Source organism: Mycobacteriales bacterium (assembly GCA_035995165.1).
Lineage (GTDB): Bacteria > Actinomycetota > Actinomycetes > Mycobacteriales > CADCTP01 > CADCTP01.
This window is the reverse complement of sequence record DASYKU010000088.1, coordinates 1-12967: the sequence shown is the minus strand read 5'-3', so window position 1 is coordinate 12967 and position 12967 is coordinate 1. Positions and strand designations below refer to the sequence as shown.

The window sequence follows — 12967 nt, the reverse complement described above, 5'->3', positions numbered from 1 at the left end:
CGGGCGGTCTGCGGTGGGCGCTCGGCGCGGGGGTCAGTTGCGGGCGGGTTCGCGGGATCCGGCGGTCTCGCCGCCACCGAAGGACTCCAGCCCGTCGGCGCTCTCCAGCTCCCGCTCCTGGGCCGTCTCGGCCGGGGTCTCGCCGGTCGCGTCCGCGACCATCTGCCGGTCGGCCGCGTCGATCATCTTGCGGCCGGTGAAGAAGATCGCCAGCGCGATGAGCATCGCCCCGGCGCCGACGTAGAACGGCACCGAGTCGGTGTAGCGCTCGGCCAGCTTGCCGGCCACGTACGGCGCGATGCCGCCGCCGATGAACCGGACGAACCCGTACGTCGCCGAGGCGACCGGCCGCTCCACCGGCGCGACCATCATGACCGCCTGCGTGACCAGGGTGTTGTTGATGCCGAGGAACATGCCGGCCACGATCACCGCGGCGATCACGACCACCCGGTTCGTGGTGAACGTGGCGATGACGGCGAGGTCGACGGCCAGCAGCAGGAAGTTCGCGTAGAGCGTGCGGGCGGTGCCGAAGCGGGCCTGCAGCCGCGGCGCCCCGAACACCGAGAAGAGCGCGACCATCATGCCCCAGCCGCAGAAGACCAGGCCGAGCTTGATCGCGTCCAGGTTCATGAGGAAGGGCGAGTACGCCAGCAGAGTGAAGAAGCCCCAGTTGTAGAACAGCCCGGTCAGGCCCATCGTCGCCAGCGACCGGTGCTTCAGCGCCGCCAGCGGCGCCACGATCGAGGAGTGGTGGGTCGGGCGCGGGGTCGCCGGCAGCAGGATCAGGGTCGCGACCAGCGCGACCGTCATGAGGAACGCCACCCCGAAGAACGGGCCGCGCCAGGTGATGCTGCCGAGCAGGCCGCCGACCAGCGGGCCGGCCGCGATGCCGACCCCGAGGGAGGTCTCGTACAGCACGATCGCGCCGGCGAACCCGCCGCTGGAGGACGCGACGATCACGGCCAGCGAGGTCGCGATGAACAGCGCGTTGCCCAGGCCCCAGCCGGCCCGGAAGCCGACGATCTGGTTGATCGTGTCCGAGCTGGCCGCGGCCAGCGAGAACGCCACGATGAGGACCAGGCCGACGATCAGCGTGCGCTTGGCCCCGATGCGACTCGACACCCAGCCGGTCACCAGCATCGCGACCGCGGTGACGACCAGGTAGCTGGTGAACAGCAGTGAGACCTGGGACCGGGAGGCGTCCAGCTGCTGGGCCAGTGCCGGCAGGATCGGGTCCACCAGGCCGATGCCCATGAAGGACACGACGCAGGCGAAGGCGACGGCCCAGACGGCGCGGGGCTGCCGGAACGGGCTCACGGGGGTTGCGTGCGCAGCGGACATCTCACTGGCTCCAGGTACGACGGGGGTGGGGCCGGCCTCAGGCCGGGTCAGGCGGGTTGGACAGCCGGTCGAGCGCGGGCAGCGCGTCGAGCAGGGCCTTGCGGTCGGCGGCGGAGAGCAGCTCCATCCGTCCGGACAGGACCCGGATCCGCTCCGCCCGGCGGGCGTCGACGAACGCGTGCCCGGAGGCGGTGAGCTCGACCAGGGCGGCGCGGGCGTCGGTCGGGTCGGCGCCGCGGCGCACCATCGCCTCGCCCTCGAGCCGGTTGATCAAGGAGGTCATCGCGGGCTGGGTGACGCCCTCGAGCCGGGCCAGGTCGGAGATCCGGGCCGGCCCGTCGGCCTGCAACCGGGACAGCGTCAGCTTGCTGGTGACGCTGTAGCCGGGGACCGCGGTGCTGCGGCGCAGCCAGCCGACCAGCCGTTCGACGCAGCCGGCGAGCTCTTCCAGGCCGGGCTGCGTCTCGGTGATCACCCCGCAACTATATCAGCGGCTTATATAACTCGCTGATGTTCCTTCTCTCATGTCGCCAGGATGAGGATCTCCGCGGCGACCTCGGCCGGGCTGGTGGCGAGGTCGAGGTGCATCCCGGGCCGGGTCCGGACCGGCCAGCCGTGCTCGCGGGCCTCGGCCGCGTCGGCCTCGTACGCGGGGCTGAGCTGGAGGTAACCGACCCTCGGCGGCGGCCAGGACGACGGGACCGGGACCTGCTCGGCGTAGAAGGCGACCGGCAGGCGGGGCTGGTCGGCCTCGATCCGGGCCAGCAGCTCCGCGTCGGGGATCAGCTCGGCCATCTCCTGCGGACCCCACCACTCCGACCAGCGCGGCAGGCGGCCGTCGGTGACGGGGAGACCGGCCAGGAAGTCCGCGAACCGGTCGGAGGTCGGCCGGCCCGGCATCAGCGCGTCCACGAACACGGCCGTGGCGGCGCCGACCCGGTCGACCACGAGCGGCAGGAGGAGACCCGCACCGGAGTGCGCGGCGACGACGAGCGCACCGTCCGGAGCCGAGCGCGCGGCCGACGCGGCGAGGGTGGTGGCGCGGTCGTACCAGTGGGTGGGCGGCTCGACGGCCGGGCGGAGATCGGGCACCGCGACCTGATGGCCGGCAGCGCGCAGGACCTCGGCGCAGGGAGCCCAGACCGCCGGGCCGAGCAGCGGCGGGTGCAGAAGCAGGAACGCGGTCATCCGCGGCGATGCCGGCGCGGCGCCGGCGGACCCTGCCCGAACACGGCTGTCTCCTCGTACGGAACGGCCCCGGCGCCCGGACCGGGGGCCATCGGGTCCGGCCCGTGAGCCCCGCCGCCCGATCCGTAGGCCATCGGGTCCGGCCCGTGAGCCCCACCGCCCGGACCGTAAGCAGCCGGGTCGGGCCCGTAGGCCCCGCCGCCCGGACCGTAAGCGCCGCCGCCCGGACCGTAGGGCGCCGGGTCCGGGTGGTGGACCGCGGTCTCCGCCGGGTTCTGCCCGTACGCGGAGCGGGGGTCCGGGAGTGGACCCGAGGCGAACGACGGGGCCGTCGGGGCGGGACCGGGGCCGGGATATGCCGGGGCCGCACCGGGGCCGCTATATGCCAGGCCCGGATGCGGGCCGGTTGGGTAGCCGACCGGAGCCGGGCCGGAGGCGAACGGGGCCGCGGCCGGACGGCCGGCGGCGGAGCGAAGGCGGAGGGTGGTCCAGCCGGCGTACGCCTGGAGGAGGAGGCCGACGAGCGCGAGAGCGTGACCTTCGCCGGGGTGCACGGACAGGACCGGGAACGTCTCGGTGACCGGCAGCGAGAACGGGATCACCCCGGCGTGCCCGAAGACCAGCGCGTCCGCACTGACCACCACGACCGCGGCCGCGAGCACCGCGATCGTCACGGTCAGCGCGGCCAGCCCGATCGGCGCCCGCCCGCGGACCGGGAGCAGCAGCACCCAGGCCCCGGCGGTCGCCAGCCCGGCCAGCAGCACCAGCGTCCAGGCGAGCGACCCGCCCCAGGCCGAGGCCAGCACCGTGCCGCAGCCGCCCTCGGTGCACATCCGGTCCCGCTGCCAGGGCAGCACGCCGGCCACCAGCAGCACCGGGATCGACGCCGCCACCAGCAGGTCGGGACGCGGCCGGGGCACGGCAGGCAGCGTACGACTCGAACGTACGTTCGATAGGGTAAGGCGGTGCCGAGTCGACCGCTGTCCGCCGATCGTTCCCTGGAGGTGCGGCTGCACACCCGCGCCGGGACGCTGGCCAGCGCGGTGACCCGTGGCGCCACCACCCGGCCGCACGCGGTCGCGGTGCTCGCCCTGGTCGCGCCCTGCCGGCCCGAGCTGACCAAGCGGGTCCGGGACCGGATCGCCGCGGTCCCGTCGGCGGAGGTCGAGTGGCCGCCCCGATCTCTGCAGGTCAGGCTGCTGCATTCAGCCTTTCGGGTGACACTGGGCGACGTGAGACTCACGGGGCCGGGGGGCGTGACCGTGGAACACGTCACCTACAGGGACAAGATCGGCCACACCCACCGGGTGCTGCGGCTGAAACGGCACGGCGTGTTCGTCGGGGACTTCCGCAGCGTCGAGGAGCTCGGCCGCCAGGTCGACGTCGCGACGCTGCGCGAGGAAGGGGAGGACTGACCGACCCGGAGTCGGGTAGACGTCCGCCCGGGAGGACGATGCCGGGCATGAGCTGGGACGCGGTGGTGGTCGGCGCCGGCCACCACGGCCTCGTCGCCGCCAACCTGTTGGCCGACGCGGGCTGGTCGGTGCTCGTGCTCGAGGCCAACGCGACACCGGGCGGCGCAACGCGAACGGCCGAACTCGCCGCGCCCGGCTACCGCAGCGACCTGTGCAGCGCGTTCTACCCGCTGACCGCGGTGTCGCCGGTGATCGACGAGCTCGGCCTGGACGAGTACGGGTTGCACTGGCTGCACGACCACCACGTGCCGCTGGTGCACGTCCTGCCCGACGACCGGACCGTCACGCTGTCCCGCGACCCGGCCGAGACCGCGGCGTCGGTGGAGGAGTTCGCGCCCGGCGACGGCGAGCGCTGGCAGGCCGAGTTCGCCGGCTGGCGGCGGATGCGGGAGCACCTGGTCGGGGCGCTGCTCAGCCCCTTCCCGCCGGTGCGGTCCGGGGCCGGGCTGGTGCGCCGGCTCGGGGTGGCCGACACGATGCGGTTCGCCCGCTTCGCCGTCCAGTCCACCCGGCGCTACGGGCAGGACGCGTTCCGCGGCCAGGGCGCCCGGATGCTGGTGGCCGGCAACGCGATGCACGCCGACCTGACCCTGGACGCCTCCGGCAGCGCGCTGCTCGGCTGGCTGCTGTCGATGCTGGCCCAGGACGTCGGCTACCCGGTCGCCGCCGGCGGGGCCCAGTCCATCGCGGACGCGCTGGTCCGGCGGTTGGAGGCCCGCGGCGGCGAGGTGCGCTGCGGGGTCCGGGTGACCGGGGTGGAGGTGCGTGACGGCCGCGCGGTCGGCGTACGGACGGCGGACGGGGACGGGCCCGGCGCGACCCGGGCGGTGCTCGCCGACGTGCCGGCGCCGGCGCTCTACCTCGACCTCGTCGGGGCGGAGCACCTGCCGGCCCGGGTCCGGGACGACCTGGACCGGTTCCACTGGGACGACGCGACCGTCAAGGTCGACTGGGCGCTGTCCGGGCGGGTGCCGTGGAGCAATCCGGCCGTCGCCCGGGCCGGGACCGTCCACCTGGACCTCGACCTGGACCTGTTCGGCCGGTTCGCGCTGGACCTGGCGGACGGGCGGATCCCGGAGCGGCCGTTCATCCTGGCCGGCCAGATGACGACGGCGGACCCGTCCCGGTCGCCCGCGGGCACCGAGTCGCTGTGGGCGTACACGCACGTGCCGCACGGGCTGACCTGGACGCCGGAGCTGACCGAGCAGGTCGCCGGGCGGATGCAGGCGACGATCGAGCGGCACGCGCCCGGGTTCGGCGACCTCGTGGTCGGCCGGGCGGTGGCCTCGCCGGCCGGCCTGCAGGCGGAGAACGCCAGCCTCGTCGACGGGGCGATCGCCGGCGGCACCGCGGCGCTGTTCCAGCAGTTGGTGCTCCGGCCGACGCCGGGGCTGGGCCGCGCCGACACCCCGATCGACCGGCTGTTCCTCGCTTCGGCGTCGGCCCATCCCGGTGGTGGCGTGCACGGGGCCTGCGGGGCGAACGCGGCCCGGGCGGCGCTGGCCCGCGACCGGGCCGGGACCGGGCTCCTCTACCGCGCGGCGATCGGCTCCGCCGGCCGCGCCGTCTGGGGCCGGACCCCGTGAGCGGCTGCGACACCGGCCACCGGGCCGAGACCGATCGCCGAGGCGGTCCGGGCCGCCGGGCCGGGACGATCCACCGGGCCGAGACCGACCGCCGGGCCGGGACGATCCACCGAGCCGGGACGATCCACCGAGGCGGGGCGGTCCACCGGGCCGGGATGGGAGGCGGAGCGTGAGCCGGGTGCGGTCGTTGCGCGCGGTGCTGGCCGTGGGGGTGGCCCGGGTCCGGGCCGAGCGCGGCCTGGGCGAGGAGGAGGCCGCCGCCCTGCTCCGCTCGTACGGGCTGGTCGGCTGGCAGGCCGGCACCCTGACCCAGGTCGAGGCGGGCGTCCGGCCGCTGTCGGTGGAGGAGCTGCTGCTGCTCTGCGCCGCGTACGGGGTGAGCGCGGCCGAGCTGACCGGCTCCGACCCGGACCCGGTCGAGCTGGCCGCCGGCGCCCGGCTGCCGGCCGCGGCGGTCCGGGCCGTGCTGGCCGACGGCGGCGAGGTGCTGCGCGCGCTGCCGCCGGACGCGCTGGACGTGCCGGCCACCCGGCCCGCCTCGCACGGCCGGCCGCCGCCACCGGACGCGCTGGTCGACGCGGCCGCGCGGTTCGGCGTCCGGGGCCCGACCGCGGTCAGCCGGGCGCTGGCCGGGATCGGCGACGCCGAGCGGAACGCGGCCCGCCGGCTCGGGGTGACCCCGGAACGGCTGGTGCTCGCGGCGGTCGGTCGCTGGGGCAAGCCCTTCACCGCGGAGCGGGACGCCCGGATCGCGCTGCGCAAGGCGACCACGGAGCCCGACCGGCACATCACGCTGCGCGGCCTCGTCACGCGTGAGCTGCTGGCCGAGCTGGAAGAGCGGCTGGCGGTCAGCTCGGGAGACATCTCCTAGCGGTACGGTGACCGGCCATGGAGCCCGACGCGGTCGAGCCCGCCGCGCACCGGCGCCCGGTGCCGCCGCGGGACCGGGTGTGGGTGCATGCGGTGTGGGAGGTCCTGCTCGTCGCCGCGGTCGTCGGCGCCGTGCTGGCGGTCCGGCACGAGAACGTCGACGCGCTGTCCGGGAACGGGCTGCGCGACCTGCTGATCCTGCTCGCGGCCGGGGTGCTGCTCGGCAGCGCGTTCGCGCTGAGCCTGCGCGCGGCCGTGCCGAACCTCGCGGTCGGCGCGGTCGCGGTGATCGCCGGCGTGCTGACCGCCTGGCTGCGCACCCAGCACGGGTACGAGCTGCGCGTCGCCGCCCTGGTCACGCTGGGCGCGGCGATCGCGCTCGGGCTGGCGATGGCGATCGTCGTGGTCGGCTTCCGGCTGCCGGCCTGGGCCGTCGGCCTCGGCGCCGCCCTGGGGCTGTACGCGGCGCTGCTGTCGATGAGCGCCGGCCGCTCGCTGCTGCTCGACGGCAGCCCGGACCTGCGCCGCTGGGCCTGGCCGCTGGCCGGCGGCGCGGTCGTGCTCTCGCTGCTCGGCGGCGGCTTCGCGATGGCCCCGCGGACCCGGGCCTGGATCGGCGGCTACCGGCCGGCCGGGGACGCGGCCGCCGGCCGGGGCGCCCGGGCCGCGTTCTCCGCGACGGCCGCGCTGGTCGGCTCCTGCCTGCTGGCCGCCGCGGCCGGGCTGATCATCGCGCTGCGGCTGCGGGCGGTCGTCCCCGACGACGGGCTGACCCTGCTGGCCCAGGCGGCCGGGGCGGCGCTGCTCGGCGGCACCAGCGCGTACGGGCGGCGGGGCGGGTTGTTCGGGACCGTCCTCGCGGCCGGGTTCCTGCAGCTGGCCGCGCTCTGGCTGGTGCTGGTCGAGGCGCAGCCGTGGACCCGTCCGGCGCTGCTCGGCGGCGCGATCGTGGTCGGGCTGCTGGTCGGCCGGATCGTCGAGGCGGTCGGGTCCAAGGCGCCGCCGCCGGAGGACCGCCCGGACGAGGACGATGCCGGGCCGGAGACCCAGCTCTGGGATCCGTACTCGACCGGGAGCTTCACGCCCGGCACCGACCCGTACCCGACCGGCGGGTTCACGCCGGCCGCGTCCTACCGGCCGGACGCCGAGCCGTTCTGGCCCGGGCAGGCGCCGGCGCCCGGGCAGGAGCCGGGACGCGAGCCGGAGCCGGCCCGCGACCTCGGCGCCTATCGTGAGCCCGGCCGCAACCTCGGCGCCTTCCGCGATCCCGGCCGGGACCCGGAGCAGTGATCGGTCCGGACCCCGGTCCGGACGCCGATCCGGACCCGGCCCGGGACGCCGGCGGGGAGACCGGCCACGGCATCGATCGGGACGACGTCGTCGCGGCGGCGGACCGGCTCGGGGACCGGGTCCGGCGTACGCCGGCGGTGGTGCTGGACTCCCGGCCGTTCGGCACGCCGGTCGCGCTCAAGCTGGAGCTGCTGCAGCACACCGGCTCGTTCAAGGCCCGCGGCATGCTCAACCGGCTGCTGGCGGCCGACCTGCCGGCCGGCAGCCGGGTGGTGGCCGCGTCCGGGGGCAACGCCGGCCTCGCGGTGGCGTACGCGGCCCGCGAGCTCGGCCTGGTCGCGCACATCGTGGTTCCGGTGACCGCGCCGGCGGTGAAGGTCACGCGACTGCGCGAGCTCGGCGCCGCGGTGGTCCAGGAGGGCACGGTCTACGCCGAGGCGGCCGCGGTCGCGGCGGCGCACGCGGAGCGGACCGGCGGCCTGCTCGTGCACGCGTACGACCAGCCCGAGGTGTGCGCCGGCAACGGAACGCTGGCGCTGGAGCTCGTCGAGCAGGTCGGCCCGGTCGACACGGTGCTGGTCGCGACCGGCGGCGGCGGGCTGGTGGCCGGCATCGGCGCCGCGCTGGCGGACCGGGCCCGGGTCGTCGCGGTCGAGCCGGAGCGCTGCCCGACCCTGCACGCGGCGCTGGCCGCGGGCAAGCCGGTCGACGTCGAGGTCGGCGGGATCGCGGCCGACTCGCTCGGGGCCGGCCGGGTCGGCGAGGTCTGCTGGTCGGTGGCACAGCGGACCGGGATGACCTCGGTGCTGGTCCCGGACGAGGCGATCGCCCGGGCGCGCGGCCGGTTGTGGGCGCAGTTGCGGGTGCTGGCCGAGTACGGCGGGGCGGCCGCGCTGGCCGCCCTGGTCACCGGCGCCTACCTGCCGGAGCCGGGCGAACGGGTGGCCGCGATCGTCTGCGGCGGCAACACCGACCCCTCCGCGGTCCTGCGCGACCCGGCCTGAGGGCTCACCAGCCCCCGGTGCCGGGCGCGCCCTTGACCGGGCCGGCCACGTCCGCGGTGATCCAGCCGCCGTAGAACCCGCCCGGCTGCGGCTGCACCGGCTCGCCGTCGACCGTGCACCCGTCCATCAGCGCGGGATAGAAGGCGACCGCGCCGGTCATCGGCTCGTACCCGGGCGACGGATGCGGGTACGACCAGGCCGCGTCGGGCCGGCTGACCCCGCCGGCGCTGACGCTCCAGTAGTCGGCCGTGCCCTTGAACTCGCAGTACGACGTCCGGCCGGTGGGGGTCAGGCAGCCGGGGGTGACGTCGTCGGCGGGGAGGTACCAGACCGGCGGGTGGCTGGTCTCCAGCACCCGCCAGGCCCGGTCCGACGCGGCGACGAGCACGCCGCCGAGCGTGACCGTGACCGCGCGGCCGGATCGCTCCAGCCGCGGCGGCCGCGGGTAGTCCCAGACCGATTCCTGTCCGGGACCCGGCTTCTCCCTCCGCACGCCGCAATCGTCTCCCGGCGCGCGAGATCCCGCCCGGTGAGGCGACTCAGCGGTTGCGGACGCGGCGGGCGATGCCGAGCGCGACGAGCAGCACGACCCCGCCGGCCACGGCCATCCCGACCGGCGTCCGGGCCCAGCTGACCGCGGAGTCCTTGGCCTGCCCGGCCAGCCGCTTCGGGCTGACCCGCTCGGTCAGCTGGTCGAGGGTGCCGGCCAGCTGCGAGCGGGAGGTCTCGATCTCGCGCTGGATCTGCTCGGGGTCCCGGGGGCTCACGCGAGCACCCTAGGGCATACGGGGCAACCCGCCCCGCAGGCGCTCAGGTCAGCAGCTGCCGGCCGAGCCAGTCGCCGATCTCGACGACGCCGGGCAGCACGTAGAAGAAGCCGCCGCCCTCGGGGCGGATGTACTCCTCCAGCGGCTCGCCCTTGAGCCGGTCGTTGGTCTCCAGGAAGTGCGTGAGCCGGCGCTGGTAGCTCACGAACGCCAGCCCCTGGTCCAGCAGCCCGGCCGAGTCCATCCCGCGCGTGTAGCTCATCCCCCGCCGGACCAGCACCTTGTCCTTCGTACGGTCGTCGCGCGGGTTGGCCAGCCGGATGTGCGCGCTCATCGGGGTGACCTTGCCGTTCGGGTCGTCGGCGTAGTCGGGGATGTCGGTCTCCGCCTTCCCCGACAGCGGGGCGCCGTTGACCTTGCGGCGGCCGAAGATCGACTCCTGCTCCTCCAGCGCGGCCCGGTCCCAGCGCTCGACCAGCATCCGGATGACCCGGACGACCTGGTACGTCCCGCCGACCGTCCAGGTCGGCTCGCGGCCCGTCGCGTCCTGCGCGACGTCCGCGGTGGAGGTCCAGACGAGGGTGTTCATCAGGTCCTCGTCATCGGCGTTCGGGTTGGCGGTGCCGTCCTTGAAGCCGAGGAGGTTGCGGCTCTGGGTCTGCCCGAGCTTCGGCACGGCGTCGGGCCGGGTGAAGGTGTCCTGCAGCCAGTGCAGCACCAGCCCGGAGCGGGTCCGGCGCATGATCTGGCGCAGCGCGTGGATGCAGACGTCCGGCTCCTTGCCCTGCAGGGAGATGAGGACGTCGCCGTGCGAGCGGGCCGGGTCGAGCCGGTCGTTGGCCAGGAACGGCATCGTGACCAGCTCGCGCGGCTTGCGGTCGGCCAGCCCGTACCGGGCGTCGAAGAGGGAGGCGCCGACCGACACGGTGATCGTCAGGCCGGGGTCGGTGACCTCCATGAGCACGCCGCTGTCCGGCGGCGGCAGGTCGCGGTCGCTCTCGGCCGGCACCCGGCCGGCGATCAGCGAGTCGATCTCCTCGGAGAGGTTGCGGAACGTCTCGGCCAGCGCGCCGCGGGTCTCGTCCACGCAGGTGAACGCGGCCAGCAGTCCGTGCGCGGCCGGGTGCTCCAGCACCCCGATCTGGTGGTAGCCGCGGAACCCCCGGGGCGGTATGGGCTCGGGCCCGTCGTCGCCGTTCCCGGCGCGCGCGTCCGAGGCGAGCTTGATCCCGCCGATCGTCGCGCCGCCGACCACGGCCGTGCCGAGCGCGGCCGTCCCGAGGAAGGCCCTCCGGGACAGCGGCGCCCGGCCACCGTCGTTGCTCATCACCGCATCACCGATTCAGACCCCCAGCACCGCCGGCACCTTGGCCAGATTCTCCGACAGAGAGGCGAGCTGCGCCTGCATCTTCGTCTTGTCGGCCGGCTTCAGGTCGGTGAACGGCTTGAAGACACCCTCGCTGATCTCGTACGGGCCGAGCGAGTCGTCGACGGCCGTGAACCCGTTGTCGATCGCCGTGGCCAGCGCCTTGTCCTTGGTCATGATGATGCCGCGGAAGTACGTGTACGCCTGCTTGGCGCCCAGCTGGTTCGCGTCGAAGTCCGAGAGATCGGTGTGCGAGTAACGGTCTTCCTCGCCGTTGATCTTGCCCTCGGAGACCTCTTCGATCAGCTCGCCGGCCCCGAGGGCAACAGCCTTCGGGGTGATGTCGACGGTCTTGATCTGCGTGTCCAGGGTTGCCAGATCCTTGTCTAGTTTGTCCGCCAGCGCGGCGCCGCCGGACGTGGTGTTCCTCTCCCAGAGGAGATACTCCAGCTTGTGCCACCCTGTCCACTTGGGATCGTTCACGCCGGCGAAATCATCCACCCGTGAGTCGACCGAACCGTCGATGTTCGGGACGAGCCCGGCGATCGGCTCGATCATCTCCCACTTGATCCGACTGGACGCGTACGTGGCCTTGGCCTGGGCGACGTTGCCGGCCCGGACGGCGTCGGTGAACTTCGTGGTGTCGGTCCGCAACCCGGCGACCTGGCCGACGACCCAGGTCTTGTAGTCGGTGACGGCCTGGGTGACGGTCTGGTCGTTGCTCTGCGACCCGAGGTCGGAGCCGGACAGACCGGAGCCGGAGCCGGAGCCCGAGCCGGAACCGCTGACCGAGCCGCCACCCTCGGAGCGGACCTGGCCACCGTCGTCGTCACCGGAGGAGCACGCCGCCGCGAGCAGGCCGAGCGCTGTGGCCAGCGCGAGGACGGACAGGGACCTGCGCACGGGGGACTCCTCGGGGACGGGACTGGTTAGGCACGCCTTACTTAAGCGAGCCTTACCTTAACGCCCGGGCCGGGTCGGTCCGCAAGGGTCCGCACGCACTACCCTCGCGCGCATGACGGAGCGACTGTCCCCCGGCGACCAGGCCCCCGACTTCACGCTGCCCGACGCCGACGGCAAGCCGGTCGCGCTGGCCGACTACCGCGGGCGGACGGTGATCGTCTACTTCTACCCGGCCGCCTCCACGCCCGGCTGCACCAAGGAGGCCTGCGACTTCCGGGACAACCTGGCCTCGCTCGACGGCGCCGGGATCGACGTGCTCGGCATCTCCCCGGACAAGCCGGCCAAGCTGGCGAAGTTCCGGGACGCGGAGGAGCTGACGTTCCCGCTGCTGTCCGACCCGGACCACACCGTGCTGGACGCGTACGCGGCGTACGGCGAGAAGAACCTGTACGGCAAGAAGGTCACCGGCGTGATCCGGTCCACCTTCGTCGTCGGCGCCGACGGCAAGATCGAGCAGGCGCTCTACAACGTCAAGGCCACCGGCCACGTCGCCGCCCTCCGCAAGAAACTCTCCGTCTGAACCGACCCTCTACGCTGGGCCGCAGGCGGGAGTGGCGTAACAGGCAGCCGCGTCAGATTTAGGTTCTGGTGCCCTCGGGCGTGGGGGTTCGAGTCCCCCCTCCCGCACAGCTCCGTCGCAGGCCAACGAGCTAGCCACGGTCCTCACCGCTATCCGGTGCTAACGGCCCGCTAACCGGCACCGGCAGGCCGTCGACCCCGGCTGCCGCATCGATCGCTGCGCACACGCTGCGGGTCTGAAGATGGACTCGTGAGCGCCGGCCACGACCCTCATCGAGAACAGCGACGACGGTAGTGCCGGACAGGTCGCCGGTGATCTCGATTGCGACGGCGCGACCCTCCATCGCGCGTATCCGCACGGCGCCGAAGTCCTCGGTCGTGCGGCCCTCGCGGTCCGCGATGTTCACGGTCGCAACCAGCCACTCGCCGTGCTCGTACGGCAGTTGATCAACCATGGTCAGCCTGCCCTCCAATCATGTCGGCTACCAGCGCCGCGGCGGCCGCGTGCAGGCCGTCCGCAACGTGGCTGTAGATGTCGAGAGTGATGCCGATCGAGGCGTGCCCGAGCCGCTCCTGGACCACCTTCGGATGCACGCCG

The 12967-nt window shown here is 74.5% G+C and carries 15 protein-coding genes and 1 tRNA gene; 7 read left to right on the top strand and 9 right to left on the bottom strand.

Features of this window, described 5'->3' with window-relative positions; genetic code table 11:
- Positions 1 to 33: 33 nt before the first annotated feature.
- The 4 genes from VGP36_14155 to VGP36_14140 are packed head-to-tail and all read right to left on the bottom strand — an operon-like array spanning position 34 to position 3449.
- Entirely contained in the window at positions 34 to 1341 is a 1308-nt protein-coding gene (locus VGP36_14155; GenBank protein HEV7655857.1) for an MFS transporter, read from the bottom strand.
- Positions 1342 to 1378: 37 nt separating this feature from the next.
- Positions 1379 to 1816 (bottom strand): MarR family transcriptional regulator, encoded by a 438-nt coding sequence (locus VGP36_14150; GenBank protein HEV7655856.1) that lies wholly within the window; start codon positions 1814 to 1816, stop codon positions 1379 to 1381.
- A gap of 47 nt (positions 1817 to 1863) precedes the next feature.
- A complete protein-coding gene (locus VGP36_14145) occupies positions 1864 to 2529 on the bottom strand; it encodes a hypothetical protein (protein HEV7655855.1) in 666 nt (221 codons plus the stop codon).
- Positions 2526 to 3449: a hypothetical protein gene (locus VGP36_14140; GenBank protein HEV7655854.1), complete on the bottom strand. Its 924-nt coding sequence runs from the start codon at positions 3447 to 3449 to the stop codon at positions 2526 to 2528. The genes VGP36_14145 and VGP36_14140 overlap by 4 nt, the downstream gene beginning before the upstream one ends.
- Before the next feature lie 45 nt (positions 3450 to 3494).
- Here VGP36_14140 and VGP36_14135 point away from each other — a divergent pair, with 45 nt between their 5' ends.
- The 5 genes from VGP36_14135 (at position 3495) to VGP36_14115 (ending at position 8754) form a co-directional block, all read left to right on the top strand.
- Positions 3495 to 3944 (top strand): hypothetical protein, encoded by a 450-nt coding sequence (locus VGP36_14135; protein HEV7655853.1) that lies wholly within the window; start codon positions 3495 to 3497, stop codon positions 3942 to 3944.
- 47 nt (positions 3945 to 3991) lie between these two features.
- On the top strand, positions 3992 to 5590 hold the full coding sequence (locus VGP36_14130; protein HEV7655852.1) for an NAD(P)/FAD-dependent oxidoreductase: 1599 nt from the start codon (positions 3992 to 3994) through the stop codon (positions 5588 to 5590).
- Between the two features lie 169 nt (positions 5591 to 5759).
- Positions 5760 to 6461, top strand: a complete 702-nt coding sequence (locus VGP36_14125) for a helix-turn-helix transcriptional regulator (protein HEV7655851.1) — start codon at positions 5760 to 5762, stop codon at positions 6459 to 6461.
- 17 nt (positions 6462 to 6478) lie between these two features.
- Positions 6479 to 7750, top strand: a complete 1272-nt coding sequence (locus VGP36_14120; protein HEV7655850.1) for a hypothetical protein — start codon at positions 6479 to 6481, stop codon at positions 7748 to 7750.
- Complete coding sequence (locus tag VGP36_14115; protein HEV7655849.1) at positions 7747 to 8754, top strand: threonine/serine dehydratase; 1008 nt, start codon at positions 7747 to 7749, stop codon at positions 8752 to 8754. Before VGP36_14120 ends, VGP36_14115 begins: the two co-directional genes overlap by 4 nt.
- Positions 8755 to 8758: 4 nt before the next feature.
- Here the strand turns inward: VGP36_14115 and VGP36_14110 are convergent, their stop codons facing one another.
- Genes VGP36_14110 through VGP36_14095 form a run of 4 tightly spaced genes read right to left on the bottom strand, consistent with a single transcriptional unit; the run spans position 8759 to position 11790 of the window.
- Positions 8759 to 9247, bottom strand: coding sequence for a DUF427 domain-containing protein (locus VGP36_14110; protein HEV7655848.1), 489 nt, complete (start codon positions 9245 to 9247; stop codon positions 8759 to 8761).
- A 46-nt stretch (positions 9248 to 9293) separates the two neighbouring features.
- Positions 9294 to 9521 (bottom strand): DUF3618 domain-containing protein, encoded by a 228-nt coding sequence (locus tag VGP36_14105; GenBank protein ID HEV7655847.1) that lies wholly within the window; start codon positions 9519 to 9521, stop codon positions 9294 to 9296.
- Positions 9522 to 9564: 43 nt separating this feature from the next.
- Entirely contained in the window at positions 9565 to 10848 is a 1284-nt protein-coding gene (locus VGP36_14100; GenBank protein HEV7655846.1) for a Dyp-type peroxidase, read from the bottom strand.
- Between the two features lie 15 nt (positions 10849 to 10863).
- Positions 10864 to 11790 (bottom strand): EfeM/EfeO family lipoprotein, encoded by a 927-nt coding sequence (locus tag VGP36_14095; GenBank protein HEV7655845.1) that lies wholly within the window; start codon positions 11788 to 11790, stop codon positions 10864 to 10866.
- Positions 11791 to 11902: 112 nt separating this feature from the next.
- Here VGP36_14095 and bcp point away from each other — a divergent pair, with 112 nt between their 5' ends.
- Together bcp and VGP36_14085 are read left to right on the top strand one after the other, a co-directional pair.
- Positions 11903 to 12370 carry a thioredoxin-dependent thiol peroxidase gene (bcp, locus tag VGP36_14090; protein ID HEV7655844.1) on the top strand — a complete coding sequence of 156 codons (468 nt, stop codon included), beginning with the start codon at positions 11903 to 11905 and terminating at the stop codon, positions 12368 to 12370.
- Between the two features lie 25 nt (positions 12371 to 12395).
- Positions 12396 to 12477: transfer RNA gene (locus VGP36_14085), tRNA-Leu, on the top strand.
- Between the two features lie 23 nt (positions 12478 to 12500).
- On the opposite strand, the gene VGP36_14080 is transcribed toward VGP36_14085, so the two are convergent.
- Positions 12501 to 12824 carry a hypothetical protein gene (locus VGP36_14080; protein ID HEV7655843.1) on the bottom strand — a complete coding sequence of 108 codons (324 nt, stop codon included), beginning with the start codon at positions 12822 to 12824 and terminating at the stop codon, positions 12501 to 12503.
- Between the last annotated feature and the right edge of the window lie 143 nt (positions 12825 to 12967).

Bases quoted from the DNA above. Each gene is read 5' to 3' on its own strand.
- VGP36_14080 (HEV7655843.1), bottom strand. From the start codon at position 12,824: ATGGTTGATCAACTGCCGTACGAGCACGGCGAGTGGCTGGTTGCGACC.
- VGP36_14100 (HEV7655846.1), bottom strand. From the start codon at position 10,848: ATGAGCAACGACGGTGGCCGGGCGCCGCTGTCCCGGAGGGCCTTCCTC.
- VGP36_14145 (HEV7655855.1), bottom strand. From the start codon at position 2,529: ATGACCGCGTTCCTGCTTCTGCACCCGCCGCTGCTCGGCCCGGCGGTC.
- bcp (HEV7655844.1), top strand. From the start codon at position 11,903: ATGACGGAGCGACTGTCCCCCGGCGACCAGGCCCCCGACTTCACGCTG.
- VGP36_14120 (HEV7655850.1), top strand. From the start codon at position 6,479: ATGGAGCCCGACGCGGTCGAGCCCGCCGCGCACCGGCGCCCGGTGCCG.
- VGP36_14155 (HEV7655857.1), bottom strand. From the start codon at position 1,341: ATGTCCGCTGCGCACGCAACCCCCGTGAGCCCGTTCCGGCAGCCCCGC.
- VGP36_14130 (HEV7655852.1), top strand. From the start codon at position 3,992: ATGAGCTGGGACGCGGTGGTGGTCGGCGCCGGCCACCACGGCCTCGTC.